The 25,179-nt window shown below is 74.5% G+C and carries 22 protein-coding genes and 1 pseudogene; 9 read left to right on the forward strand and 14 right to left on the reverse strand.

The annotated features are described in order from the left end of the window. The first annotated feature begins 5 nt into the window (after nucleotides 1-5). The 3 genes from OVA14_RS01215 to OVA14_RS01225 are packed head-to-tail and all read left to right on the forward strand — an operon-like array spanning nucleotide 6 to nucleotide 2,534. Complete coding sequence (locus OVA14_RS01215) at nucleotides 6-884, forward strand: hypothetical protein (RefSeq protein ID WP_267504511.1); 879 nt, start codon at nucleotides 6-8, stop codon at nucleotides 882-884. After that, entirely contained in the window at nucleotides 844-2,058 is a 1,215-nt protein-coding gene (locus OVA14_RS01220; protein ID WP_324288055.1) for a prolyl oligopeptidase family serine peptidase, read from the forward strand. The genes OVA14_RS01215 and OVA14_RS01220 overlap by 41 nt, the downstream gene beginning before the upstream one ends. Next, a complete protein-coding gene (locus OVA14_RS01225) occupies nucleotides 2,055-2,534 on the forward strand; it encodes a tetratricopeptide repeat protein (RefSeq protein ID WP_267504512.1) in 480 nt (159 codons plus the stop codon). The genes OVA14_RS01220 and OVA14_RS01225 overlap by 4 nt, the downstream gene beginning before the upstream one ends. A gap of 42 nt (nucleotides 2,535-2,576) precedes the next feature. Here OVA14_RS01225 and OVA14_RS01230 read toward each other — a convergent pair whose 3' ends face one another. The 6 genes and pseudogenes from OVA14_RS01230 to OVA14_RS01255 form a co-directional block, all read right to left on the reverse strand. Beyond that, nucleotides 2,577-2,804, reverse strand: a complete 228-nt coding sequence (locus tag OVA14_RS01230) for a YbdD/YjiX family protein (RefSeq protein ID WP_267504513.1) — start codon at nucleotides 2,802-2,804, stop codon at nucleotides 2,577-2,579. Beyond that, nucleotides 2,804-5,036: pseudogene (locus OVA14_RS01235) on the reverse strand (carbon starvation CstA family protein). Before OVA14_RS01235 ends, OVA14_RS01230 begins: the two are co-directional and overlap by 1 nt. A gap of 165 nt (nucleotides 5,037-5,201) precedes the next feature. Then, nucleotides 5,202-5,873, reverse strand: coding sequence for a methionine ABC transporter permease (locus tag OVA14_RS01240; protein ID WP_267504514.1), 672 nt, complete (start codon nucleotides 5,871-5,873; stop codon nucleotides 5,202-5,204). Beyond that, nucleotides 5,870-6,901 carry a methionine ABC transporter ATP-binding protein gene (locus OVA14_RS01245; RefSeq protein ID WP_267504515.1) on the reverse strand — a complete coding sequence of 344 codons (1,032 nt, stop codon included), beginning with the start codon at nucleotides 6,899-6,901 and terminating at the stop codon, nucleotides 5,870-5,872. The genes OVA14_RS01240 and OVA14_RS01245 overlap by 4 nt, the downstream gene beginning before the upstream one ends. A gap of 83 nt (nucleotides 6,902-6,984) precedes the next feature. Beyond that, nucleotides 6,985-7,905 (reverse strand): MetQ/NlpA family ABC transporter substrate-binding protein, encoded by a 921-nt coding sequence (locus OVA14_RS01250; protein WP_267504516.1) that lies wholly within the window; start codon nucleotides 7,903-7,905, stop codon nucleotides 6,985-6,987. A 108-nt stretch (nucleotides 7,906-8,013) separates the two neighbouring features. Further along, a complete protein-coding gene (locus OVA14_RS01255; protein WP_267504517.1) occupies nucleotides 8,014-8,565 on the reverse strand; it encodes a prepilin peptidase in 552 nt (183 codons plus the stop codon). A gap of 194 nt (nucleotides 8,566-8,759) precedes the next feature. Between OVA14_RS01255 and OVA14_RS01260 the strand changes: the two genes are divergently transcribed. From OVA14_RS01260 to OVA14_RS01275, 4 genes are all read left to right on the forward strand, one after another. Continuing rightward, nucleotides 8,760-9,581 carry a DUF4397 domain-containing protein gene (locus OVA14_RS01260; RefSeq protein WP_267504518.1) on the forward strand — a complete coding sequence of 274 codons (822 nt, stop codon included), beginning with the start codon at nucleotides 8,760-8,762 and terminating at the stop codon, nucleotides 9,579-9,581. 104 nt (nucleotides 9,582-9,685) lie between these two features. Then, a complete protein-coding gene (locus OVA14_RS01265) occupies nucleotides 9,686-10,363 on the forward strand; it encodes a class F sortase (protein ID WP_267504519.1) in 678 nt (225 codons plus the stop codon). A 14-nt stretch (nucleotides 10,364-10,377) separates the two neighbouring features. Further along, entirely contained in the window at nucleotides 10,378-10,950 is a 573-nt protein-coding gene (locus tag OVA14_RS01270; RefSeq protein WP_267504520.1) for an RNA polymerase sigma factor, read from the forward strand. Continuing rightward, on the forward strand, nucleotides 10,931-11,686 hold the full coding sequence (locus OVA14_RS01275) for an anti-sigma factor (RefSeq protein WP_267504521.1): 756 nt from the start codon (nucleotides 10,931-10,933) through the stop codon (nucleotides 11,684-11,686). Before OVA14_RS01270 ends, OVA14_RS01275 begins: the two co-directional genes overlap by 20 nt. A gap of 13 nt (nucleotides 11,687-11,699) precedes the next feature. On the opposite strand, the gene OVA14_RS01280 is transcribed toward OVA14_RS01275, so the two are convergent. From OVA14_RS01280 to uppS, 3 genes are all read right to left on the reverse strand, one after another. Beyond that, a complete protein-coding gene (locus OVA14_RS01280) occupies nucleotides 11,700-12,233 on the reverse strand; it encodes a DNA glycosylase AlkZ-like family protein (RefSeq protein WP_324288056.1) in 534 nt (177 codons plus the stop codon). A gap of 679 nt (nucleotides 12,234-12,912) precedes the next feature. After that, a complete protein-coding gene (locus OVA14_RS01285; RefSeq protein ID WP_267504522.1) occupies nucleotides 12,913-14,244 on the reverse strand; it encodes a PhoH family protein in 1,332 nt (443 codons plus the stop codon). Between the two features lie 248 nt (nucleotides 14,245-14,492). Continuing rightward, nucleotides 14,493-15,272 (reverse strand): polyprenyl diphosphate synthase, encoded by a 780-nt coding sequence (gene uppS / locus OVA14_RS01290; protein WP_420710637.1) that lies wholly within the window; start codon nucleotides 15,270-15,272, stop codon nucleotides 14,493-14,495. A gap of 69 nt (nucleotides 15,273-15,341) precedes the next feature. Between uppS and trhA the strand changes: the two genes are divergently transcribed. Together trhA and OVA14_RS01300 are read left to right on the forward strand one after the other, a co-directional pair. Further along, nucleotides 15,342-16,133: a PAQR family membrane homeostasis protein TrhA gene (trhA, locus tag OVA14_RS01295; protein WP_267504524.1), complete on the forward strand. Its 792-nt coding sequence runs from the start codon at nucleotides 15,342-15,344 to the stop codon at nucleotides 16,131-16,133. Nucleotides 16,134-16,349: 216 nt separating this feature from the next. Beyond that, entirely contained in the window at nucleotides 16,350-17,303 is a 954-nt protein-coding gene (locus OVA14_RS01300; protein ID WP_267504525.1) for a trypsin-like serine peptidase, read from the forward strand. 48 nt (nucleotides 17,304-17,351) lie between these two features. Here the strand turns inward: OVA14_RS01300 and secA are convergent, their stop codons facing one another. The 5 genes from secA to mtrB form a co-directional block, all read right to left on the reverse strand. Continuing rightward, on the reverse strand, nucleotides 17,352-20,171 hold the full coding sequence (gene secA / locus OVA14_RS01305) for a preprotein translocase subunit SecA (RefSeq protein ID WP_267504526.1): 2,820 nt from the start codon (nucleotides 20,169-20,171) through the stop codon (nucleotides 17,352-17,354). 125 nt (nucleotides 20,172-20,296) lie between these two features. Next, nucleotides 20,297-20,980 carry a ribosome hibernation-promoting factor, HPF/YfiA family gene (gene hpf / locus OVA14_RS01310; protein WP_267504527.1) on the reverse strand — a complete coding sequence of 228 codons (684 nt, stop codon included), beginning with the start codon at nucleotides 20,978-20,980 and terminating at the stop codon, nucleotides 20,297-20,299. A gap of 60 nt (nucleotides 20,981-21,040) precedes the next feature. After that, nucleotides 21,041-21,736 (reverse strand): ComF family protein, encoded by a 696-nt coding sequence (locus tag OVA14_RS01315; RefSeq protein ID WP_267504528.1) that lies wholly within the window; start codon nucleotides 21,734-21,736, stop codon nucleotides 21,041-21,043. A gap of 102 nt (nucleotides 21,737-21,838) precedes the next feature. Then, complete coding sequence (locus tag OVA14_RS01320) at nucleotides 21,839-22,807, reverse strand: LpqB family beta-propeller domain-containing protein (RefSeq protein WP_267505462.1); 969 nt, start codon at nucleotides 22,805-22,807, stop codon at nucleotides 21,839-21,841. 681 nt (nucleotides 22,808-23,488) lie between these two features. After that, a complete protein-coding gene (mtrB, locus tag OVA14_RS01325) occupies nucleotides 23,489-25,177 on the reverse strand; it encodes an MtrAB system histidine kinase MtrB (RefSeq protein ID WP_267504529.1) in 1,689 nt (562 codons plus the stop codon). Between the last annotated feature and the right edge of the window lie 2 nt (nucleotides 25,178-25,179).

A 25,179-nucleotide genomic window follows, 5' to 3' on the forward strand; every position in this document is an offset into this window, starting at 1 on the left:
GGAGCATGCGATACCCCGAGGTGCGACGGAGCGAGACGGTCGAGACGATCCACGGGGAGGCGATCGCCGACCCCTACCGGTGGCTCGAGGACGGCGACAGCGAGGAGACGGCGGCGTTCATCGCCGCGCAGAACGCCGCCGCCGAGCCGGTGCTCGCGGCGCTCCCCGCCCGCGACGCGTTCCGCGCCCGCACGACGGCGCTGCTGCGCGCCCCATCCCGCGGCTGCCCGTGGCTCCGCGGCGGCCGTGCCTTCGCCTGGCACTCCGACGGCCAGAACCAGCCCGTGCTCGTGACCGCCGACACCGTCGACGGCCTCGAGGGCGGCCGCGTGCTGCTCGACCCGAACGCGCTCTCGGACGACGGCACCGTCGCCGTGACGGTCGCCACCGTCTCGCCCGACGGCGCGCTGCTCGCCTACGGGCTCGCCGACGGAGGCTCCGACTGGCGCACGATCCGGGTGCGCGACGTCGCGAGCGGCGAGGACCTCGCCGACGAGATCCCGTGGACGAAGTGGAACGCGCCGGTCTGGCTGCCGGGCGCGCGCTCGTTCACCTACTGGCGCTACGACGCCCCGACCGGTGCCGCGCTCACCGACGAGATGGGCGCCGGGCGGCTCATGGCGCACGCGATCGGCGACGACGCAGCCGACGACCACGTGCTGTGCTCGCGCCCCGAGGAGCCGCGGCTCTTCGCCCGCAACTGGCCGCGGGACGACGAGTGGTTCGTGCTCTCCACCGACACCGGCGCGTCGAGCGGCAACGACCTCGCCGTGCGCCGCCACGACCAGCCGGACGCGCCGTTCCTGCAGGCTCGCCGAAGGCCACGAGCACGAGCGCAGCGCGATCGGCGCCCGCGATGGCCGCCTGTACGTGGTCACGGATGAGGGCGCGCCCCGCTACCGCCTCGACGCGTTCGATCTCGCGACCGGCGAGCGCACGACCGTCGTGCCCGAGCACCCCGAGGACGTCCTCCTCGATGCCTCGCTCACCGCGCACGGCCTCGTGCTCGAGTACTCGCACGACGCCAGCCACCGAGCGCAGCTCGCGACGCCCGAGGGCGAGCTCGGCGACCACCTGCCGCTCGGCGAGGGCGTGAGCATCACGGGGCTCGAGACGAGCGGCGAGGACGGCACGGTGCTCGCGAGCACCACGAGCTTCGTCGACCGCGGCACCCGCCACGTGCTCGAGGTCGACGGGCCGCGGCTGCTCTCGCACCGCACGCTGCCGACGCCGGGGCCTGCCGCGCCCGCCGCGACGACGACGCGCATCCGCACCGCCTCCAGCGACGGCGCCGAGGTGCCCGCGTTCCTCGTGCGGCCCGAGGGCGTCGACCACGACGGCCCGCGCCCCACGCTCATCTGGGCCTACGGCGGCTTCAACATCCCCATGAACCCGGAGTTCCGGGCCGTGACGGCGGCGTGGGTCGCGGCGGGCGGCACGCTCGTGGTGCCCAACCTCCGCGGCGGCGGCGAGTTCGGCTCCGACTGGCACAAGGGCGGCACGAAGGAGCGCAAGCAGCAGGTCTTCGACGACCTCTACGCGATCGCAGAGCACCTCGTCGCCACGGGCGTGACCACCCACGAGCAGCTCGCGCTGCACGGCCGCTCGAACGGCGGCCTGCTCGCGGGCGCCGCGCTCACGCAGCGGCCCGAGCTCTGGGCGGCGGTGCTGCCGGGCGTGGGCGTGCTCGACATGCTGCGCTTCCACCGCTTCACGATCGGCTGGGCGTGGACGAGCGACTACGGCGACCCCGACGAGGCCGAGGCCCACGCGTACCTGCGCCGCTACTCGCCGCTGCACAACGTGGCCGAGGTCGCCCATCCGCCCACCCTCATCACGACGGGCGACCACGACGACCGCGTCGTGCCCGCGCACTCGTTCAAGTTCGCGGCCGAGCTGCAGCGCGCGCAGGCGGCAGCGCGCGGCGAGGCGCCGATCCTGCTCTCGATCGACACGCGCGCCGGCCACGGCATGGGCAAGCCCAAGGATGCGGCGGCGCTCGAGTTCGCCGACCAGCTCGCCTTCGCCGCGGCGCACACGGGCCTGGAGCTCGCATGAGCTGGGAGGAGCGCGTCGCGGCCGTCTGGGACGACGCGTCGCTCGGCGACGACGCGGTGATCGAGCGGATGCGCGCGCTCGCCGAGCAGGCGCCGACGCTCAGCGTGGGCCTCTTCGAGCTCGCGGGCGCGCACGACTCGGCCGGGCGCGAGGAGGAGGCCGACGTGCTCTACCGCGCGGCGGTCGACGCCGGCCTCGCGGCCGACGACCCCGCCCGCGAGGCGCAGCGCGTCATCCAGCACGCCTCGACGCTCCGCAACCTCGACCGGCTCGACGAGGCCATCGCCATGCTCGAGGCCGCGGCGCCGCACCCCTCGACGGGTGCGGCGCGCGAGGCCTTCCTCGCGCTCGCGCTGCACAGCGCCGGTCGCGGCGACGAGGCGCTGCGGCTCGCGCTCGAGGCGCTCGCCCCCACGCTCCCGCTCTACCGCCGCTCGGTGCTCGCCTACGCCGAGGAGCTCACGAGCCCCGCCTGACGCGATCGCGAGCGGCGGCGGTCAGACCTGTGCAGCACCGCCTCAGCAGCACCGCCCCTGGGGGTTCGCGTCCTGCCAGCGGGCGTCCGCGCGCCAGAAGGCGTCGCGCGACATCGGCTCCCGGTCCGGGTGCGCGCGGCGCTCGTGCGCGATGTACGCGTCGTACCGCGACTCCCCCGTCAGCCCCTTCGCGTACCAGTGCACCGCCCGCGCCGCGCGCGCGAGGAGCGCGACGGCCGCGGCCGCCCGCCCCTCGCGCCGCGCCGCCATCAGTGCCCCGACCGCTGCGGCCGGTCCGCCTCCGCCAGCTCGTCCCACTGCCGCTGGATCGCGCGCTCCTCGGCCGTCGGCACGAGGCCCGACGGGGCGAAGATGCGCGACTCGTGCCGCTGCTCCTCGTGGTCGACGACCTCGGTGCCGCGGAAGGCGCGCACGGCCGCGACGACCGCGTAGCCGATCACGACGAGCGCGAGCGTGACGAAGATGATCGACAGCGTGCCCTGCACGGCCGTGTTGCGCACGACCGCCTCCATCGCCTGCACCGTCGTCGCCGTGCCGAAGCTCTGCTCGCCCGCGGCCAGCGCATCGCGGAACGCGACGTGGTTGGCCCAGTAGCCCACCTGGGGCACGGGCGAGAAGATCTTGAACATCGACGCCGTCACGGTGACGACGGTCACGAACGCGAGCGGCAGCGCCACGATCCAGAGCTGGCGGAAGGTGCGGCGGCGGGCGACGATCGTCATCACGACCGCGAGCGCGATCGCCGCGAGCAGCTGGTTCGCGATGCCGAACAGCGGGAAGAGGGTGTTGATGCCGCCGAGCGGGTCGGTGACGCCCATGAGCAGCACCGCGCCCCAGGCCGCGACCATGATGGCCGTGCAGATCCAGGCGCCGAGCGTCCAGGACGTGTCCTTGAACCGCGGCCAGATGTTGCCGAGCGAGTCCTGCAGCATGAAGCGGGCCACGCGCGTGCCGGCGTCGACGGCCGTGAGGATGAACAGCGCCTCGAACATGATCGCGAAGTGGTACCAGAACGCCATCATCGCGCTGCCGCCCAGCCACTGCTGGAGGATGTGCGCGAGCCCGAAGGCGAGCGTCGGCGCGCCGCCGGTGCGCGAGACGATCGACTCCTCGCCCACCGCCGCGGCGGCGTTCGAGAGCTCCGCCGCCGTGACGTTGACGCCGCTGAGGCCGAGCGAGTTCACGAACGCCGCCGCGCCCTCCACCGTGCCCTGCGTCGCCGCGGGCGAGGAGTTCATGGCGTAGTAGATGCCCTGGTCGATCGAGATCGCGGCGACGAGCGCCATGATCGCGACGAACGACTCCATGAGCATGCCGCCGTAGCCGATGAGGCGCGTCTGCTTCTCCTTCTCGACCATCTTCGGGGTCGTGCCCGAGGCGATGAGCGCGTGGAAGCCCGAGAGGGCGCCGCACGCGATCGTCACGAACAGGAACGGGAAGAGCGAGCCCGCCCACACGGGGCCGGTGTCGCCGAACGCGAAGTCGGTGAACGCGGGCACGGCGATCTCAGGCCGCACGAAGACGATCGCGATCGCGAGCGCCACGATGACGCCGATCTTCATGAAGGTCGAGAGGTAGTCGCGCGGCGTCAGCAGGATCCACACGGGCAGCACGGCGGCGACGAAGCCGTAGATGACGATGCCCCAGGCGATCGTGACACGGTCGAGCGTGAAGAGCTCGGCGCCCCACGCGGTCTCGGCGACCATGCCGCCGCCGACGATCGCCGCCATGAGCAGCACGAAGCCGATGATCGAGACCTCGAGGATGCGGCCAGGACGGATCCAGCGCAGGTAGGCGCCCATGAAGAGCGCGATCGGGATGGTCATGGCGACCGAGAAGACGCCCCACGGGCTCTCGCCGAGGGCGTTGACGACGACGAGCGCGAGGATCGCCGTGATGATGACCATGATGAGCAGCGTCGCGAGGATCGCGGCGGCGCCGCCGACCTTGCCGAACTCGTCGCGCGCCATCTGGCCGAGCGAGCGGCCGCCGCGGCGCATGGAGAAGAAGAGGACGAGGTAGTCCTGCACGGCGCCCGCGAGCACGACGCCCACGATGATCCAGATGGTGCCGGGCAGGTAGCCCATCTGCGCTGCGAGCACGGGGCCGACGAGCGGGCCGGCGCCGGCGATGGCGGCGAAGTGGTGGCCGAAGAGCACGCGGCGGTCGGTGGCGACGTAGTCGCGGCCGTTGGCGAGGTGCTCGCCGGGCGTCGCGCGGGTGTCGTCCGGCTTGAGGAGCCTTGCCCTCGATGTACTTCGAGTAGAAGCGGTAGAAGATCAGGTAGGTCGCGACCGCGGCGAACACGAACCAGATCGCGTTCACGGTCTCGCCGCGGACGATGGCGAGCATCGTCCAGCCGAGGCCGCCGACGAGGGCGACGATCGCCCACGCGATGATGCGCAGCGGGGTCCATCGGCGCTTCGCCTCGGGCGCCGCGGTGGGCGGCAGCTGCGGTCGTTCGGTCGTCGTGCCGGCCATGGCGATGCCTCTCTGCGTCCTTGCTCGAGCGCGCGCACGCCGCGGGGCGCCGGGGGCGCGCACGGGTGTCGCTCAGGGCGAGCCTAGCGGGAGCACAGCACCAGCGCAGGGCGGGCTGCATGCCGCCGCGGTGGCCCGCGTCGCCGCGCGGCCGGGGCCACCGCGCTAGCGCCGCAGCACGAGGCGGGAGAGCACGTTGCCGAGCGCCTGCACGAGCTGCGTGATCACGATGATGATGACGAGCGCGCTCCAGGTGACCACGGGCTCGAACTGCCGGAAGCCGTAGGAGAGCGCGTAGTCGCCCAGGCCGTCGCCGCCGACGATGCCGGCGACCGCCGACATGTCGATGAGCGCGACGATCGCGAACGTGAAGCCGAGGATGAGCGGCCCGAACGCCTCGGGCAGGATCACGGTGCGGATGATGCGCCACGGCCCCGCGCCCATGGCGCGCGCTGCCTCGATGACGCCGGGGTCGACGGAGACGAGGTTCTGCTCGACGATGCGCGCGATGCCGAAGGTCGCGGCGATCGAGATCGAGAAGACGATCATCTCGTTGCCGATGCCCGTGCCGATCACCGCGCGGGCGATCGGCTGCATCGCCGCGAGGAAGATGATGAACGGGATGGGGCGGAACGTGTTGACGAGCACGTTGAGCACCCAGAAGACCACGGGCTGCGCGAGGACGCCGCCGCGGCGCGTCACGTGGAGCGCGGTGCCCACGACGAGCCCGGCCGAGCCGCCGAAGAGCAGCGAGAGCGCCACGAGCCACAGCGTGATGCCGGTCTGCTCGAGGAGGGCGGGCAGGAGCCCCGCCACCTGTGCCACGAGATCGCTCATGCCTGCACCTCCCGCACCTCGACGCCGCCGCCGACGTCGGCGAGGGCGCGCTCCACCGCGCCGGCATCGCCGCGGACGGCGATCGTGAGCAGGCCGTAGACGCGACCCTGGATGTCGTCGACGCCGCCGTGCACGAGCTGGAAGTCGACCCCGGCGCGCGCGAGCGCGCCGAAGACGCGGGCGTCGGAGGCGCCGTCGTCGGTGAAGGAGATCGTGAAGAGGCGGCCCTCGTGCCGCGCGCGGAGCGCGTCGAGCGCATCGCCGTCGGGGAGCGCCCGCACGACGGTGCGCACGAAGCGCCTCGCCGTCTCGGTCTGCGGCCTCGTGAAGACGTCGTAGGTCTCCCCCGCCTCCACCACGCGGCCGCGATCCATGACGGCGACCTTGCCGGCGATCCTGGCGATGACGTCCATCTCGTGCGTGATGACGACGATCGTGACGCCGAGCTCGCGGTTGACGCGCGCGAGCAGGTCGAGCACCTCGTCGGTCGTCTCGGGGTCGAGCGCGCTCGTCGCCTCGTCGGCGAGCAGGATCGAGGGCTCGGCGGCGAGCGCGCGCGCGATGCCGACGCGCTGCTGCTGGCCGCCCGAGAGCTGCTCGGGGTAGGCGTCCGCCTTGTCGGCGAGGCCCACGAACCGCAGGAGCTCGTCGACCCGCGCGGCCCGCTGGGCGCGCGGCGTGCCGACGACCTCGAGCGGGTACGCGACGTTGCCGCGCACGGTGCGCGAGCGCAGCAGGTTGAAGCGCTGGAACACCATGCCGATGCCCTGCCGCACGCGGCGGAGCTCGGCGGCGGGGAGGGAGGTGATGTCGACGCCGTCGACGGCGATGGCGCCGGCAGTCACGGGCTCGAGGCCGTTGATGAGGCGCACGAGCGTCGACTTGCCGGCGCCCGAGTAGCCGATGACGCCGAAGACGTCGCCCTGCTCGATGGCGAGGGAGACGCCGTCGACCGCGACGACCGGGGCGCCGCCGCGCTTCGCGGGCGGGTAGGACTTCGTGACGTCGGCGAGCTGGATGTGGGGCATGGCGCTCCTGGGGGCTGCGGGGGCGGTCGGGGCGGCGCGGCGGCGCGGGCGCCCGGCTGCTGCCGGTGCCCGCGCCCCGGCGCTCAGCCCTGGAGGGAGGCCTCGACCTCGGCGAGCGAGGCCTGGAGCTCGTCGGCGGGCGTCGTGGCGAACACGGCGGTGCCGCCGGAGACCTCCTGCAGGCCGTCGAGCACCTCCTGGTCGGTCTGGAAGATCTCGACGATCCGCGCGAGCACCGGGTCGTCGGCGTCGTCGGCGCGCGCGGCGAAGATGTTGACGTAGGGCAGCGCGGCCGGGTCGCTCGGGTCGTCGGCGACAAGTGCGTCGTCGGAGGTGAGGCCCGCCGGGCCGAGGAAGTCGTTGTTGACGATCGCCGCGGCGACGTCGGGCAGCGAGTTCACGGTGAGCGCGGCGTCGACGGCCTCGACCTGCACGCGCGACGAGGGCAGCACGTCCTCGAGGTCGGAGGAGGGCGAGCCGCCCTCGGCGAGCTCGACGAGGCCCGCCGACTGCAGCACGAGCAGGCCGCGCGCCTGGTTGACGGTGTCGTTCGGGACGACGACGGTCGAGCCCTCGGGGATCTCGTCGACCGAGGCGAACTGCTGCGAGTAGAGGCCCAGCGGGTAGATCGCGGTCGCGCCGATCGGCTGCAGGTCGTCGCCCGAGGAGGCGTTGTAGTCGGCCAGGTACTGGATGTGCTGGAACTGGTTGACGTCGAGCTCGCCCTCGCTGAGCGCGGGGTTGGGCTGCGTGTACTCGGTGAAGTCGACGACGTCGATCGCGATGCCCTCGGCCTCGACGGCGGCCTCGTAGGTGTCCCAGTAGGGGTCGCTCGCTCCGACGACGCCGAGCTGCACGGGGTTGGCCTCGGTGCCGAGCTCGGCCTCCTCGGCGCCGGCGGCGCTGCAGCCGACGAGGGCGATCGCGACGCCGACGGCGCCCGCGAGGGCGACGGGGCGGAGGGCGCGGCCGCGAGGGCTGCGGTGCGTGGCGCGGAAGGACATGGCTGCTCCTGGGGATCGGGGTGCGGCGTCCGCGGGCGGCGGCCGGCCGGACGCCCTCCACGCTAGGAACCGCGACGGGCCGCGCGCGAGGCGGCCCGTCACGTTCCGTCACACGAGTGCGAGGCTCGCGCCGGCCGCGGCGCCCAGGAGCAGCCACGGGCCGAAGGCGAGCGACCGGCGGCCGAGCGCGAGCAGGACGGCGCCGACGAGCCCGCCGAGCAGGATCGCCGCGACGAGCCCGGCGACCGGCGCCGCCCACCCGAGCGTCGAGGCTACGAGGGCGAGCGCCGTGCCGAGCTTGACGTCGCCCATGCCCATGCCGCCGGCGACGGCCATGCCGAGCAGCGCGGCGCCGCAGCCCAGCGCCGCGAGCGGCGCGAGGTCGCCGCCGACGAGCCGCGCGACCGCGGCCGCGACGCCCACCGCGAGCAGCGGGAGCGTCAGCGCGTTGGGCAGCCGCCGCTCCGCCTGATCGATCCGCGCGAGCGCGGGCGCGGCGAGGGCGCACGCGGCGAGCGCGACCGCGGCCACGCCGTCGGCGCCACCGGCCAGCGCCGCCCACGCGGCGAGCGCCGCGAGCGGGGCGCCGAGGAGGTCGATGGGGCGGAGCCGGAGGGGCGGCGCGGGCGGCGCCTCCGCGATCCCCGCCTCCGCCGTCATGCGCGTCACGGTAGCCGCGGGGCAGTCGCTCCCGTGCGGCCTCTCCACAGCCGCGGCACCGAGGCGCGCCGTCCGCCACCGGCGCGACACGCCCGGGATGCCTCGATCGCGTCCCGCTGCAACCGGAGCGGGGCCGCCGCGCGATATGGGGGCAGGAGCGGCACGTCCGGTGCCGACGACAGAAGGAGAGAACGATGAAGCGCACGCTCACGCTCGGCACCGCGGCCGTCGTGGCCCTGACGGCGCTCGGCGCCGCGCCGGCCATGGCGGCCGAGGACGACGCCACCGTGTCCGTCCTGCACGCCGTCCCCGGCCTCACCGTCGACGTCTACGTCAACGGCGAGGAGGCCATCCCCGGCTTCGAGCCCGGCACGCTCACCGACCCGATGCCCATGGCCGCCGGCACGATCGACGTCCAGGTGTTCGCCGCGGGCGAGGACCCGGCCTCGGCCGAGCCCGCGATCGAGGCGAGCGGCATCGAGGTGCCCGCGATGGCGAACCTCACGCTCGTCGCGCACCTCGCCGAGGACGGCACGCCCATGCTCAGCGCCTTCGCGAACGACACCTCCGAGATCGCCGCGGGCGAGGCGCGCCTCACCGTCCGCCACCTCGCGGCCGCCCCGGCCGTCGACGTCCGCGCGAACGGCTCGGCCGTGGTCGAGGGCCTGACGAACCCGGACGAGGCCTCGCTCGAGACCGCGGCCGGCTCCGTCTCGGCCGACGTGGTGCTCGCGGGCACCGAGGACGTCGTGATCGGCCCGGCCGACCTCGACCTCGCCGAGGGCGTCAACACCATCGTGGTCGCGTGGGGCAGCGCCGAGGACGGCAACCTCGCCCTCGCCGTGCAGACGGTCGACGCCCACAGCGCCCCGAGCGGCGTGCCCTCGGGCCTCGGCGGCGCCGCCGGCGACGACTCGGCCGCGGGCATCGTGCTCGCGATCATGGGCCTGCTCGGCCTCGCGGCGGTGGCTGCCGTCGCGACGCGCCGCTCGGCCGTCGCCGCCCAGCGCCGCTGACCGGAGGGGATCCCCGCGGCGCACTCCGCCGCGGGGATCCCTGGCGCCCCGGCGGGCGCCCCGCCGATCCCCCGAACGACCGAAACCCAGCCACAGGAGCCGCCGTGTCCCGCACCCGCATCGCCGCCCTCGCCGTCGCGGCGCTCGCCGCCGTCGCGGCGATCGTCGTCGGCGTCTCGCTCGCGGCGCCCAGCGCCCCGCTCGAGGCGGCCGCGCCGGCGCCCGTCGCATCCTCCCCCGCCGCCGACCCGACGCCGTCCGCGACCCCCAGCGCCGCGCCCGCCGCCGAGGTCGGCAGGCAGGACGCCTCGATCGGCGCTCGCCCGGCGGTCGACGTCGATGAGCCGGTCGCGGTGCGCCTGCCGGAGCTCGACGTCGACCTCTCGGTCGTGCCCGTCGGGGTGCGCGAGGACGGCCAGATGGATGTGCCGCTCCTCGTCTCCGAGGCCGGCTGGTACCGATACGGCCCCGCACCGGGCGCCGAGGCCGGCTCGGCCGTGCTCGCGGCGCACGTCGACTCCGACCGGGGCCCCGCACCGATGGCGGTGCTGCTCGACGTCGCCGTCGGCACGGAGGTGGAGGTCGAGACCGAGGCCGGCGAGGTGCTGCGCTTCCGCATCGACGAGGTGCAGCAGCTCGGCAAGGGCACGCTGCCGCTCGACGAGCTCTTCGCCCGCGACGGCGAGCACCGCCTGCGCCTCATCACGTGCGCCGGCGAGTGGGATCCCGTGGCGCAGGCGTACGAGGACAACGTCATCGCGACGGCGACGCAGATCGGCTGATGTACCGTGACGGCGTGCGGCACGACGGCGAGGACGAGGCGATGATCGCCCGCGCCTTCGTCGACGGGCCCGGCGACGAGGGCCTCCGCCTCGCCTACGAGCGCTGGGCCGGCCTCGTGCTCGCCCTCGCGCTGCGCGCCATGGAGCGCCAGGACGCCGAGGACGTCGTGCAGCGCACCTTCGTCTCCGCCTGGCGCTCGCGCGCCTCCTACGACCCCGACGCGGGCCCGCTGGGAGCGTGGATCGTGCGGATCGCGCGGCGCCGCATCGCCGACCACTGCCGCTCCGCCGCCGTCCGCCACGAGCGGGCGATGGCGCCGGAGGTCGTCGAGGGCAGCCTCGACGGCCCGAGCGGGGAGGACGTGCCGGGGGCCGTGGCCGCGGCCATCGCGGTCGAGGAGGCGCTCGCCTCGATCGGCGAGCCGCAGGGCACGATCGTGCGGATGGCGGTGCTCGAGGACCGCCCGACGAGCGCGATCGCCGAGGCGCTCGACATGCCGATCGGAACGGTGAAGAGCCACTTGTCCCGTTCGCTCCGAAGACTCAGGGACCGATGGGAGGGAGCCCATGCAGCACATCTCGCCTGAGCGGCTCGCCGAGCTCGCCCTGCTCGACGATGCGCGCGAGCCGCACCTGGACGCCTGCGCGGCGTGCCGCGAGGAGCTCGCGTCGCTGCGCGGTGCCGTGGCGCGGCTGCGCGCCGACGCCGTGACCGCCGAGCCGCCGCCCGCGGGCCTCTGGGAGCGCATCGCCGCCGAGATCGACGAGGCGCCGCGCGCGGCCGCCGACCCCGCCGCGGTCCCCGCCGCCACGGCGGGCACCGCGCCCGACCGCGAGCATGCGCACGTCGCGCACCGCGGCCGCCGTCGCGCGCGCACCGGCGGCATCCGCCGCTTCACCGCCGGCACGCTCGCGCTCGCCTGCGCCGCCACCGCCGTCGTCGTCGGCGGCCTCAGCGCCGGCATCGCCGCCCTCGCCCCGCGCGAGGCTCCGGGCACGGTCGTCGCGGCGGCCTCGCTCGACGCGCTCACGGGTGCGGTGCAGCCGGCCGCGGCCGAGATCGTGGAGCGCGACGGCCGCCGGGTGCTCGTGCTCGACGCCGACGCCCTGCCCGAGGCCGACGGCTACCTCGACGTGTGGCTCATCGACCGCGACGTGTCGGCGATGATCAACGTCGGCATCCTCGACGCCGACACCCAGGAGTACGTGCTGCCGGACGGCATCGACCTCGACCGCTTCCCGATCGTCGACGTCTCGGTCGAGCCCTTCGACGGCGACCCGACGCACAGCGGCGAGAGCATCTGGCGGGGCCAGCTGAGCTGAGGCCCGGGCGGGCTCAGCCGCGCGGCGCGGTTCCGGCCTCGCGGTGCGGCCAGGCCCGGATCGCGCGCTCGACGGCCCTGCGGAGCGCCTCCGACGCCGGCTCGAGCAGCTCGACCACGGGGGCTCCGGCGCCTCGGGACGCCGCCGGCAGCCGCCAGGTGCCGACGACGCGCCCGTCGAGCAGGATGCATGGGCGGAAGACGCCGTTGCCGCCGGGCACGACGAGCTCGGACGCGGCGGGGCTCAGCACGAGCGAGCGGTCGGCGACGCCCAGGAGCCACTCGTCGAAGCCCGGCACGAGCAGCACGCCGCTGCGGCCGCGCGGCTCGAGGCCTGCGGCCATCCGCATCGGCACGCCCTCGACGACCACAGCCTCGAGCCCGGGCGCGGCCGCCGCGGCCGCCCGGACCGGCACCTTCGGCAGCCCCAGCCACCAGGCGACGTCGTCGTCGCGGAGGGGGCCGCGCGCGGCGACCAGGCGTCCCACGAGCTCGACGAGCGCGGCCTCCGGATCGGCGACCGCGGGCGCCGCACCGCCGACCAGCAGCCTGCTCCGCGCCCGCGAAGGGGCCCATCCGCACCCGCTGCCGCACCGCCATCAGGGCGAGCAGGTGGTAGCCGCGGCCCCCGCCCGTGCCGACGCCCGCCGCCTCCCACGCTGCCAGGAGCGCCGCGCGCGGCATGGGTCCTGCCGAGAGCGCACGCTCCGCGAGGTCGAGCGCGGCCTCGGCCGTCGCCGCGTCGACCTCGCGGTCCTGCAGATGCCGCAGCTCCTGCCGGGCCATCCGCTCCCCCGTGTGCGCGTGGAGCACCGCCAGGTCGGCGGGCGTCGTGGCGAAGAGGGTGCCCCGCATCGCCCACGAGCGCACGAGCTCGCCTCGGTCGAAGGCCGCCCGCACGTCGGCGAGCGCGGTGCCGCGCGCCGAGCGAATCGCGATGGCGCGCAGCACCGCCGGGAGGTCCTGCCCCTGCATCGCGACGGCGTCGCGCATCGCCTCGACCGGCGTGCGGTCCGCCTGGAAGCCGTGCGCGGCGAGCCGCGCGCGACGAGCCTCCGTGCGGGTGAGCGAGCGCGGGGCGGCCATGCGGCCAACCTAGCCGCGGCCGCCCACGCGGCGACGACGGGCGCCGGGCCCGCCGGCGCCGCGGCCTGCCGCGCACGAGGCGGGGGCCCGGCCGCGGCGGCGACCGGGCCCCCTGGGGATCCGTCGGGAGGTCGGCGCAGATCAGCCCTCGAGCATGCTCGTGACGAGCGCGGCGATGCGACTGCGCTCCGAGCGGGTGAGGGTGACGTGGCCGAACAGGTCGTGGCCCTTGAGGGTCTCGATGACGCTCGCGACGCCGTCGTGGCGGCCGACCCGCAGGTTGTCGCGCTGCGCCACGTCGTGGGTGAGCACGACGCGCGAGTTCTGGCCGATGCGCGAGAGCACCGTGAGCAGCACGTTCCGCTCGAGCGACTGCGCCTCGTCGACGATCACGAACGCGTCGTGCAGCGAGCGGCCGCGGATGTGCGTGAGCGGCAGCACCTCGAGCATCCCGCGGTCGGCGACCTCATCGAGCACGTTGTCGCTCACGAGCGCCCCGAGCGTGTCGTAGATCGCCTGCCCCCAGGGGTTCATCTTCTCGTCCTTGTCGCCGGGCAGGTAGCCGAGCTCCTGGCCGCCGACCGCGTAGAGCGGGCGGAAGACGATGATCTTCTTGTGGAGGCGCCGCTCGAGCACCGCTTCGAGGCCCGCGGCGAGCGCGAGCGCCGACTTGCCCGTGCCCGCCGAGCCGCCGAGCGAGACGATGCCCACCTGGTCGTCGAGCAGCAGGTCGATCGCGAGGCGCTGCTCGGCCGAGCGGCCGTGCACGCCGAAGACGTCGCGGTCGCCGCGCACGAGCGAGATCTCGCCCGTGCGGGTGACGCGGCCGAGGGCGGAGCCGCGCTCGGAGGAGATGACGAGGCCCGTGTTGAGGGGGAGGTCGGCGACGGCCTTCGTCTCGAGCCGCTCGTGCTCGTAGAGCTCGGCCATCTGCTCGCCCGAGAGCGCGATCTCGGCGGTGCCCATCCAGCCGGAGTCGACCGCCTGCTCGGCCAGGTACTCCTCGGCGGCGATGCCGATCGACGCGGCCTTGACGCGCATCGGCATGTCCTTCGACACGACGCACACGTCGAGGTCGTCGTTCTTGAGGTTGGCGGCGACCGCGAGGATGCGCGAGTCGTTGTCGCCCAGCTGCAGGCCGCTCGGGAGCACCTGCTGGTTCGAGTGGTTGAGCTCGACGCGGAGGCTGCCGCCGCCCTCGGTGGGCACGGGGAAGTCGAGGCGCTCGTGGGCGACGCGGAGCTCGTCGAGGTTGCGGAGCGCCTTGCGCGCGAAGTAGCCGATCTCGGGATCGTGCCGCTTCTTCTCGAGCTCGGCGATCACGATCACGGGGATCACGACCGAGTGCTCGGCGAAGCGGTGGATCGCCCCCGGGTCGGACAGCAGCACGCTCGTGTCGAGGACGTAGGTGCGCTGCCGCGTGTCCGAGCCGGAGGTCGACTGGACTGCGGGCGGGGTGACGAGTGCAGGCACGTGGCGCTCCCTTCCGACCGAGGTCGGATCTCACGCGGCCGTCGCCTTCCCGAGGTGCTCGCGACGGCTGAGGCCGCTTGCATGCCGGGCGGGTGCCCGACACGGCTGACGCTACGCCCACGGCTCCGATCGCCGCGCGCTCGACACGCCGCGGCGCGCCGCGAGTTCACGAGCCCGAAACCTGGTGCGGAGCAGCCTCCCAGGGTGCGCGGCGGCGGCCGCCGCGGCCGACGCTCGGCGCTCGTCGCTCAGCGGCCGTAGCGGCGCTCGCGCAGGCCGTACGCGCGCACGGCACGCAGGAAGTCGACCTCGCGGAGGTCGGGGCCCAGCGCCTCCATGAAGTAGAACTCGCTGTGCGCGCTCTGCCAGAGCATGAAGTCGGAGAGCCGCTGCTCGCCCGAGGTGCGGATCACGAGGTCGGGGTCGGGCTGGCCGGCGGTCGAGAGGTGCTCGGCGATGAGCTCGGGGGTGAGCCGCTCGGCGAGCTCCGCGGTGCTCGCGCCGTCCGCGCCCTCGAGGATGCGGCGCACCGCCTCGACGAGCTCGTGCCGCCCGCCGTAGCCGACGGCGAGGTTCACGGTGATGCCCTCGACGCCCTCGGTGCGGGCGATCGCGCCCTGCAGCGCCTGCACGAGCGGCTCGGGCAGCCCCTTGAGGTCGCCCACGTGACGGATGCGGTGGCCGGGCCGCCGCGAGAGGTCGTCGGCGAGGTCGGCGATGATCTCGCACAGCTCGCCGAGCTCCTCGGAGGCCCTGCCCGTGAGGTTGTCGCGCGAGAGGAGGTAGAGGGTGACGACGCCGACCCCGACCTCCTGGCACCAGTCGACGAACTCGCGCAGCCGCTCGGCGCCGACGCGGTGGCCGTGGCCGACGCTCGCGAGCTTCTGCTCGCGCGCCCAGCGGCGGTTGCCGTCGATGATCATGGCGATGTGGCACGGCACCGGCCGCCCCTGGAGGTCGCGGCGGAGCCGCCGCTCGTAGTAGCGGTAGACGAGCCTCGAGCCCGGGGCGCTGCGCAGTCGCACCAGGCGAATCTACTCGCCCCGGCCGCTCGCGGACGCTGGACAGCGCGACTGCGTACGCCGTACACTGTCCCCATGGCTGTCCAGTCCGACCCCGAGCTCCGCCCCGCGAGCCTCGGCGACGCCGCCGCCACGGCCGCGCGCGAGGCCCGCACCGAGGCACCCGAGGCGCGCGCGCACCTGCCGCTCATCGAGGCGGCCGGCGATGCGATCGTCGAGGCCGCCGTCGAGCGGAAGCCCTCCTGGCGCGGCTGGATCCACGCGGGCACCGCACCCCTCGCGCTCGCCGCGGGCATCGTGCTCATCTCGCTCGCCGACGGCGCGGTCGCCAAGATCGCCTCGGCGGTCTTCATGACCTCCAGCCTGCTGCTCTTCGGCGTCTCCGCGGTGTACCACCGCTTCCACTGGTCCGAGCGCGTGCGCCTCGTGCTGAAGCGGCTCGACCACGCGAACATCTTCCTGCTCATCGCGGGCACCTACACCCCCATCGCGCTCCTCACGCTCGAGCCGCCGAAGGCGACGCTCCTGCTCTCGTGCGTGTGGGGCGGCGCGATGCTCGGCATCGCCTTCCGCGTCTTCTGGATCACGGCGCCGCGGTGGCTGTACGTGCCGCTCTACCTCGCGCTCGGCTGGGCCGCCGTGGCGTTCCTCGGCGACATCTGGGCGGCGAACGCGGCCACGACGATCCTCGTCGCCGTCGGCGGCCTCGCCTACACGGCGGGCGCGATCGTCTACGGCCTGAAGCGGCCGAACCCCTTCCCCGGGCACTTCGGCTTCCACGAGATCTTCCACGTGTGCACCGTCGTGGCGTTCCTGTGCCACTGGACCGCGGTGCTGCTCGTCGCGATCGATCCGCCGCTCGCCTGAGGCTCGCCTCCCGAGCGCCTCGCGCCTCCGCGCTCCCAGCGTTCCCGGGGCGGCACGGCCTAGCGTTGGGCCGCCCGCCAGGAGGACCCATGCGCATCGCCCGCGCGGCCGCCGTCGCCGCATCGCTCGTCGCCGTCGTCGCGCTCAGCGGCTGCATCCCGCTGCCGCCGCCGCTGCCGACGGCCCGCGAGCCTGCCCCGCACCACCTCGACGCCCGTGCCGCAGCCGACGCGCGGCGACACCGACGGCGGGCCGGACATCGAGGCCGTGCAGCCCGACGCGCCGGTCACCGACGTCGACGCGACCGCCGCCGACACGGGCGAGCTCTACGCGGGCTTCCCGCCCATCACCGACGACGGCTACTCCCCCGACGCCGCCGTCGACGTCGTGCTGCCGCCCACGGCGGGCACGCCCATCGTCGAGCCCGGCGCGGCGCTCCCCGCGACGGACGCGGGCGACGAGCTGCGCCCGGGCACCGAGCACGTCGGCTCCGGCGACCTGCTGCTCACGACGACCGGACGCCTCGAGATGCAGAGCGGCTCCGACGCCTACACGTGCTCCGGCACCGTGATCAACAGCGCGACCGGCCTCATCGTGCTCACCGCGGCCCACTGCATCTTCGACGACGACACCCGGGAGTACTTCGACCGCATCCGCTTCAGCCCCGCCTACGAGCGCGGCGAGTCGCCGCTCGGGGTCTGGGAGGCGACCGACTGGTGGGTGCCGGAGCAGTACCTCGAGGCCAACGACCGCTGGCTCGACGGCGCCGACGACGACGGCTGGATGGGCTTCGACTTCGGCTTCGTGCGGGTGGCGCCGCAGGACGGCCGCACGCTCGAGGACGTCGCGGGCGGGCAGGGCGTGAGCTTCACCGCCGAGACCAACGGCGTCGTCATCGCCGGCTACCCCGGCAACGACGACTTCGACGCGGAGGTGCTGCGGCACTGCGCCGATGACGAGGTCGACTACGGCGCGGGCGGCGACGCGAACTACGGCGCCGAGTGCGAGATGGGCGACGGCGCCTCGGGCTCCGGCTGGGTCTCGAACCTCGACCCCGCCACGGGGGCCGGCCATGTCGTGGCCGTCTACTCGAACGGCGGCGACTCCGGCGCCTACGGCCCGCCCCTCGGCGTCACCGCCTGGAACGGCCTGCAGTCGCTCGACCGCTAGATCCGATGCCGGGCCCCGGAGGGCCCGGCATCTCGGCTCAGCGGGAGGTCAGCGCTCGTCGTCCTGCGACTGCGCCTGCCCGAACGCGCCCACCTTCGGGGCCTGCTTGGCGGCCGCGCGGCGCTGCTGGCGGTTGCCGGCCGGCTGCGCGGGCTGCGCCGCGCCCGCGGGCTCGGCCTGCGCCGCGACCGCCGGGTTGCCCGAGCGACCGCGGGCCTTCGCGGCCTGCGCGCCCGAGAGCTCGCGGCCCTTCGCGTCGTGCACCGAGGCGGAGCCGTCCTCGTCGGGAGCGGTGTACGTCAGCTTCGAGGCGTCGTCCTCGACCTCGTCGAGCCCGCCGCCCTCGATGGCCGGCGCCTCGCTCGGCGCGCCCTGCTGCACCTTGACGTCGAGGTTGAAGAGGAACTGGACCGACTCCTCGCGGATCGCGGTCATCATCTGCTGGTAGAGCGCGAAGCCCTCGTTCTGGTACTCGACCACGGGATCGCGCTGCGCCATGGTGCGCAGGCCGATGCCCTCGCGCAGGTAGTCCATCTCGTACAGGTGGTCGCGCCACTTGCGGTCGATGACCGAGAGCACGACGCGGCGCTCGAGGAGCCGCATGGCGCTCGATCCGAGCGCCTCCTCGCGCTTCTCGTAGGCGATCCGGGCGTCCGAGAGCAGCTGCTCCTCGACGAAGTCCTGCGTGAGCCGCGGCCGCGCCTCGGCGACGACCTCGTCGATCGTGATGCCCACGGGGTAGATCGTGCGCGCCTCGGTCCACAGCGCCTCGAGGTCCCAGTCGTCGCTGTCGCTCGCGGCGGTGTGCTCGGCGACGATCGAGCGGATCGTCTGCTCGAGGAAGCCCTGCACCTTGCCAGCCAGGTCGTCGCCGTCGAGGATGTGGCGGCGGTCGGAGTAGATCGCCTCGCGCTGGCGGTTCATGACGTCGTCGTACTTCAGGACGTTCTTGCGCATCTCGGCGTTGCGCGCCTCGATCTGCCCCTGCGCGGAGCGGATCGTGCGCGTGAAGAGCTTCGACTCGAGCGGGATCTCGTCCTCGTCGGCGTCGACCTGCAGGAAGCGCTGGGCGACGGAGCCGCCGAACAGGCGCAGCAGGTCGTCCTGCATCGAGAGGTAGAAGCGGCTCTCGCCCGGGTCGCCCTGGCGGCCCGACCGGCCGCGCAGCTGGTTGTCGATGCGGCGCGACTCGTGGCGCTCGGTGCCGAGCACGTAGAGGCCGCCGGCCTCGACGACCTTCTCGGCCTCCGCCTGCACCTCGGCCTTGACGGCCTCGAAGACCTCGTCCCAGCGCTCCTCGTACTCGTCGGGCGTCTCGGTCGGGTTGAGGCCCAGCTCCTGCATGCGCGTGACCGCGAGGTGCTCGGCGTTGCCGCCGAGCATGATGTCGGTGCCGCGGCCCGCCATGTTCGTGGCGACCGTGACGGCGCCGAGGCGACCGGCCTGCGCGACGATCGCGGCCTCGCGCGCGTGGTTCTTGGCGTTGAGCACCTCGTGCCGCACGCCCCGCTTCGCGAGCTGGGCCGAGAGGTACTCGCTCTTCTCGACGCTCGTCGTGCCGACGAGCACCGGCTGGCCGGCCTCGTGGCGCTCGGCGATGTCGTCGACGACCTGCTTGAACTTGCCCTCGACCGTCGCGTAGACGAGGTCGGCCTTGTCCTGCCGCTGCACGGGCTTGTTCGTCGGGATGGGCACCACGCCGAGCTTGTACGTCGACATGAACTCGGCGGCCTCGGTCTCGGCCGTGCCGGTCATGCCCGCGAGCTTGCCGTAGAGGCGGAAGTAGTTCTGCAGGGTGACCGTCGCGACCGTCTGGTTCTCGGCCTTGATCTGCACCCCCTCCTTCGCCTCGATCGCCTGGTGGATGCCCTCGTTGAAGCGGCGGCCCTGCATGATGCGGCCCGTGTGCTCGTCGACGATGAGCACCTCGCCGTTCATGACGACGTAGTCGGAGTCGCGCTTGAAGAGCGCCTTCGCCTTGAGCGCCGTGTTGAGGAACGAGATGAGGGGCGTGTTCGCGCTCTCGTAGAGGCTGTCGATGCCCAGGAGGTCCTCGACCCGCTCGATGCCGGGCTCGAGCACGCCGACGGTGCGCTTCTTCTCGTCGACCTCGTAGTCGGTGCCGGCGCGCAGGCGCTTCGCGATGCGCGCGAACTCCGCGAACCAGCGGTTCGCCTCGCCCGCGGCGGGGCCGGAGATGATGAGCGGCGTGCGGGCCTCGTCGATGAGGATCGAGTCGACCTCGTCGACGATCGCGAAGCCGTGGCCGCGCTGCACCATCGACTCCTTCGAGTGCGCCATGTTGTCGCGCAGGTAGTCGAAGCCGAACTCGTTGTTCGTGCCGTAGGTGATGTCGGCCGCGTACTGCTCGCGGCGCACCTCGGGGCTCTGGCCCGCGACGATGCAGCCCGTCGTCATGCCGAGGGCGCGGAAGACGCGGCCCATGAGCTCCGACTGGTAGCTCGCGAGGTAGTCGTTGACGGTGACGATGTGCACGCCGTCGCCGGGGATCGCGTTGAGGTACGCGGCGATCGGCGCGACGAGCGTCTTGCCCTCGCCCGTCTTCATCTCAGCGATGTTGCCGAGGTGGAGCGCCGCGGCGCCCATGACCTGCACGTCGTACGGGCGCATGCCGAGCGTGCGCTTCGCCGCCTCGCGGACGGCCGCGAAGGCCTCCGGCAGCAGCGCGTCGAGGGGCTCGCCCGCGGCGTGGCGCGCGCGGAACTCGTCGGTCTCGGCCGCGAGCTCCTCGTCGGTCAGGTCCTCGAAGGCGTCCTCGAGCGCTGCGACGTCGTTGGCGATGCGCTCCAGTCGGCGGCGCAGCCGGCCCTCGCCGGCGCGCAGCATGGTCTCGAAGATGTTGGCCACGAAAGAGCCTTCCGTCCATCGGGGAAAAGGTCACGGTTCGACAACCGACTGCCCACTGTACCAACGCGCGCCCTGCCGACCCCCTGACGCGGCAGGAGGGCCGGCAGGGCGCGCGGCGGCTCGGCCTACGAGGCCCGGCGCTCCTCCTCGGCGCCCGCGGCCTCGCCGGCCTCCTCCTCGAGGGTGATCACGCCGTAGGACCAGCCCTTGCGGCGGTACACGACTGCGCACGCGCCGCTCTGCTCCTCGACGAAGAGGTAGAACGGGTGTCCGACGAGCTCCATCTGGTCGACGGCGTCGCGCACCGACATCGTCTTCGCCGGGAAGCGCTTCTCGCGGATCACGACCGGCGACCAGGACGTCTCGCCCTCCTCCGCGTGCGCCGGCTGGATCGGGATGGCGCCCGTGGCGACCGCCTCGACGACGGCCGGGTCGGCGGCCGTGAGCGCGACGCCCTCGAAGCCGGAGCTCGCGGCCTCGCGCAGCGGCGTCGCGCGCTTGCCGCGGTGGTCGGTGCGCTTGTCGTGCACGCGGCGCGCGCGCTCCATGACGCGGTGGAACGCCGCGTCGAAGGCCATGTACTTGTCGGGCCCCTCGGACTCGGCGCGGATGACGGCTCCCGGTCCGTGCACCGTGATCTCGACGCGGCCGCCCGCGATCGCGCTGTGCGCGACGGCATGGCGGGTGAGCTTGACGTCGAGGGCGGTGGCGCGAGGGAGGAGCTGCGCGACCTTTGCGAGCTTCTCCTCCGCGTAGGCGCGGAAGCGGTCCGTGATGTCCGCGCCCTTGGCACCGAACATGATCTCCATCGTGGCCTCCCATCGGGATCGGCGTCGGCGCCAGTGGCTGCTGGGCCGACTTGCGTGCGGTCACGCTACATGGTCGCCCTGGGCGGACGCCAGGGTGACAACGCCGGTCCGCCGAGCGCGCGCGACGGCGGCGATCGCGACGGGCCTGGCGCCCGCGGCGCGCAGCGCCCGGACCGCCTCGAGGGCCGTGGCGCCCGTCGTCACGACGTCGTCGACCACGACGACCTCGCGGCCGCGGAGCCGCCGCGCGAGCGGTGCGGGCACCGCGAGCGAGCCGCGCGCCGCGGCGAGGCGCTCGCCCGCCGCGCGGCCCTTCTGCGTGCCCTCGCGCCCCACGCGGCGGAGGGCGGGCGCGGCGACGCCGGCGCGGCGCAGCACGAGCCGCACGGGGTCGAAGCCACGACGGCGGAGGCCCTCGCGGCTCGAGGGCACGCGCACGACCACGGCGCCGTCGGCGCCCGTCGCCGCGTCGAGGGCGCGCGCGAGTCCCGCCGCGAGCGCCGCGGCCTCCGCGCCTCCGCCGTGCTCCTTCGCGGCGCGCACGATCGCCCGCGCGGCGCCCTCGTAGTGCGCGGCCGCGACGAGCGGCAGGCCGCCCAGCCGCTCGCGCACGAGGGGTCCGGCGAGGGCCGCGCGGCACGCGCCGCACACCGCCGCGTCGCTCGCGCCGCAGCCCGCGCACGCGCGCGGCCAGAGCACGGCGGCCGCCTCCGCGACCGCCGCCGCCAGCACCCTTCGCACGTGCGTCGCATCCATGCCGCGAGCATCGCGCGCGGCCGCCCATCCGCGTCCGCGACGGCGGCGGGCCTGTGGACGCCGGGCCCGCCCGGTGGGCCCGAGGGCCCGCCCCGGCCGCCGCTACTGCTGCGTCGCGACGAGCGCGACGGGCCCGAGCCCGCCCGCAGGGCTCCAGACCCGGCCGCGCAGCGAGAGCAGCGAGCCGTCCTCGGCGAGCGCCCGCAGGGTCGAGGTGCCCTCGCTGCCGCCGACGATCGCGCGCACCGCCGCCCCGGGCTGCGGCAGCTGCTGCGAGTCGCCGCCGACCGTGAGCTGCACGACCTGCGGCGCGTCGGCGCTCTGCGCGAGCACCGCGATCTGCGTCGCGCTCGTCCACGTCACGTCGGAGGCGGTGCCGTCGATCCTCGGCATGGCGAAGGGCTCCCCGAGCGCGATCGGGCGGCCCGCCGCGTCGCGCTCGACCGCCGCGACCCACACGACGCTCTCGGCCCCGTCGAGCTCGACGAGCGCGAGCCGCGCGCCGTCGCGCGAGAGCCTCCATGGCCGCGAGCCTGCCCGTGCCGGCCGGCAGCGCGACGGCCGAGCGCTCGCCGTCGCGCCACGCCACGAGGCGCTGCGGCGCCGCCTGCTCCTGCAGGAGCACCCAGCCGGAGTCGTCGACCGTGGGCACGACGGCGGCGTCGGTGGCGATGACGACCGGCTCGGCGCCGGGCACGATCCACGCGGCGGTCGTGCCCGTGTGGGCGACGCCGCCGGACTCCCCCACCGTGAAGCTCGTGGCCCCGATGCTCGCGAGCACGGGACCGACGTCGTCGATCGTCGCCGCGCCCGCTCCGACCGCGCGCAGGCTCGCGCCCTCGAGCACGAGCGGCCGCTGGTCGACGTCGCCCTCGTCGAGCGCGGGCGCGTCGTCGCTCGAGATGACGAAGCCGTCGAGGCCCACGACCTCGAGCCGCACCTCCCGCACGCCGACGCTGCGGAGCGAGAGCTGCAGCTGCTGCGCGAGCGGCTGCAGGCTGCCGTTGCCCTGCTGCTGCACCTGCGAGAACGGCAGCGTGAGGGTGGCCGTCGGCCCGTCGATCTCGGGATCGCCCACGAGGTCGATGTCCGCCGCTGCCGAGGTGCGCACGCCCTGCGCGAGCCACGAGGGCGGTCCCGCGAGGAGCGCGTCGACGATCCGCTCGGGCAGCGTCGCCGCCGTGCGCTCGAACCAGTGCACGTCGGGCACGGCGCGCGTGCCGTCGGCGGTGAGCCAGTGGAGGGCGTGCGAGCGGAAGAGCTGCCCGAAGTGGAAGCTCGAGAGCACGATGCCGTCCGGCGCCTGCGCGATGCGCCACTCCCCGCCGACCCGCAGCAGGCGGAACTCGAGCATCCGCTCGCCCTCCGCGACGCGGGCCGCGCCCGTGCCGTCGACGACCGACACCGCGGAGACGACCGCGGAGGCCGCGGCCTCGCCCGTCAGGGTCACCTCCGGCGGCACCGAGCGGACCACGACTCCGGCGCCCGGGTCCCACGCGCCCGCGGCCTCGGTCGTGAGGTACTCGCGGGCGATGGCGAAGTCGTCGACCGGGCTCACCGCGGCCTCGAGGAAGCCGAGGATGATGTCCTCCTGGGTCGCGCCGGGCGTCGGCTCCTCCGCGAGGAAGACGAGGTCGCTCGACTGCACGCTCGTGTCGACGACGCCCTCCGTCACCGGGCCGGAGTCGGGGATCGCGACGCAGCCCGCGAGCAGCGCCGCGAGCACGGCCGCGGGGATCGCGAGGGCGCGCCTCATCGCTCGACCTCCTCGGTCGTCGTGGCGATCGTCGGGTCGACGAGCGCGATCGCCTCGGTGTCGGTCGGCTCCGGCTCGGGCGCCGGCCCCAGCGCGGGCAGCGCGATCGCGGCCGTGTCGGCCGGCGGCAGCTCGATGGGCGAGACGATCGCGGTCGCGCCCGCGCGCGGCAGCGTCAGCCGGAACGCCGTGCCGCGCCCGGGCTCCGACCAGACGTCGATCCAGCCGCCGTGGAGGGCCGCGTCGTCGCGGCTGATCGAGAGGCCGAGGCCCGTGCCGCCCGTGCGGCGCTGCCGCGACGGGTCGGCCCGCCAGAACCGGTCGAAGACCCGCTCCGCCTCCTGCGGCGTCAGGCCGACGCCGTGGTCGCGCACGGCGATCGCGGCCGCCTCGGACGTCGAGTCGACCGTCACCACGACGGGCCGGCCCTCGCCGTGGTCGATCGCGTTGCCGAGCAGGTTCTGCAGGATGCGGCGGATGCGGCGCGGGTCGACCTCCGCCTCGAAGTGCCCGCCGGGCGCGACGAGCCGCAGCTCGGTGCCGCGCTCCGCGGCGAGCGGCTCGACCGCGTCGATCTCGCCCTCCGCGAGCCGCACGAGGTTGGTCGGCTCGATCTCGAGCTGCGCGGCGCCCGCGTCGAAGCGGCTGAGCTCGAGCAGGTCGGCGAGCAGCTGCTCGAAGCGCTCGATCTGCGTGTGCAGCAGCTCGACCGTGCGCGCCGCCACGGGGTCGAAGGCCTCGCGGCGGTCGTGCAGCACGTCGCCCGCGAGGCGGATGGTCGTGAGCGGCGTGCGCAGCTCGTGCGAGACGTCGGAGACGAAGCGCTGCTGCACCGTCGAGAGCGTGCCGAGCTCGGTGATCTGCCGCGAGATGGAGTCGGCCATGTCGTTGAAGGAGCGCGCGAGCGTGGCGAGCTCGTCGGAGCCGTGCACGGGGATGCGCACCGAGAGCTGGCCAGCGGCGATGCGCGCGCTGGACTCCGCGGCGGTCTGCACGGGCCCCACGACCATGCGCGCGACGAACCAGGTGATGGCGCCGATGAGGCCGATGAGGGCGACGCCGCCGAGCACCATCGTCAGCTGCATGAACGAGAGCGTGTCCTGCGTGGCCTGCAGGCTCGTGAGCAGGTACAGCTCGTACCGGCCGGCGAGCGGCACGTCGACGGTCGTGCCCACCACGATCGCCGGCTCCGCGGCGCCCTCGCCCTGCAGCCGCACCGACTGGTAGAAGGGCGAGTCGGCGCTCGCGGCGACCGCGGTGCGCAGCTCGCCCGAGAGCAGGTCGGCGTCGAAGCCCTGCGACTGCACGTCGTTCATCGTCAGGATCGTGTCGGCCTGCGCCTCCGAGCGCAGCATGGCGTACTCGGTCGCGGAGCGGCTCGAGATGATGCCTGTGACGGCGTCGAGCGCGCGGTCCTGGAGCGCGTCGATCTCGCCGGAGGTGAGGTTCTGCGTCACGGCCTCCGAGAAGATCCGCTGCATCTCGCTCGAGGCACGGGAGGCCTCGACGATCGCCTCGTCGCGCCGGGTCTCGAAGAGGTTGGAGCCCACCGAGGCCGACATGTAGCCGAAGACGCCGATGAGCGCGAGGGTCGACAGCAGCATGCTGGCCGCGACGACCCGCGCCTGCAGGCTCCGCCGCAGCACGTGGGTGGCGCGCTGCCACCAGCGGCGCGGCGCGGCCACGG

This window comes from Agrococcus sp. SL85 (assembly GCF_026625845.1).
Classification (GTDB): Bacteria; Actinomycetota; Actinomycetes; order Actinomycetales; family Microbacteriaceae; genus Agrococcus.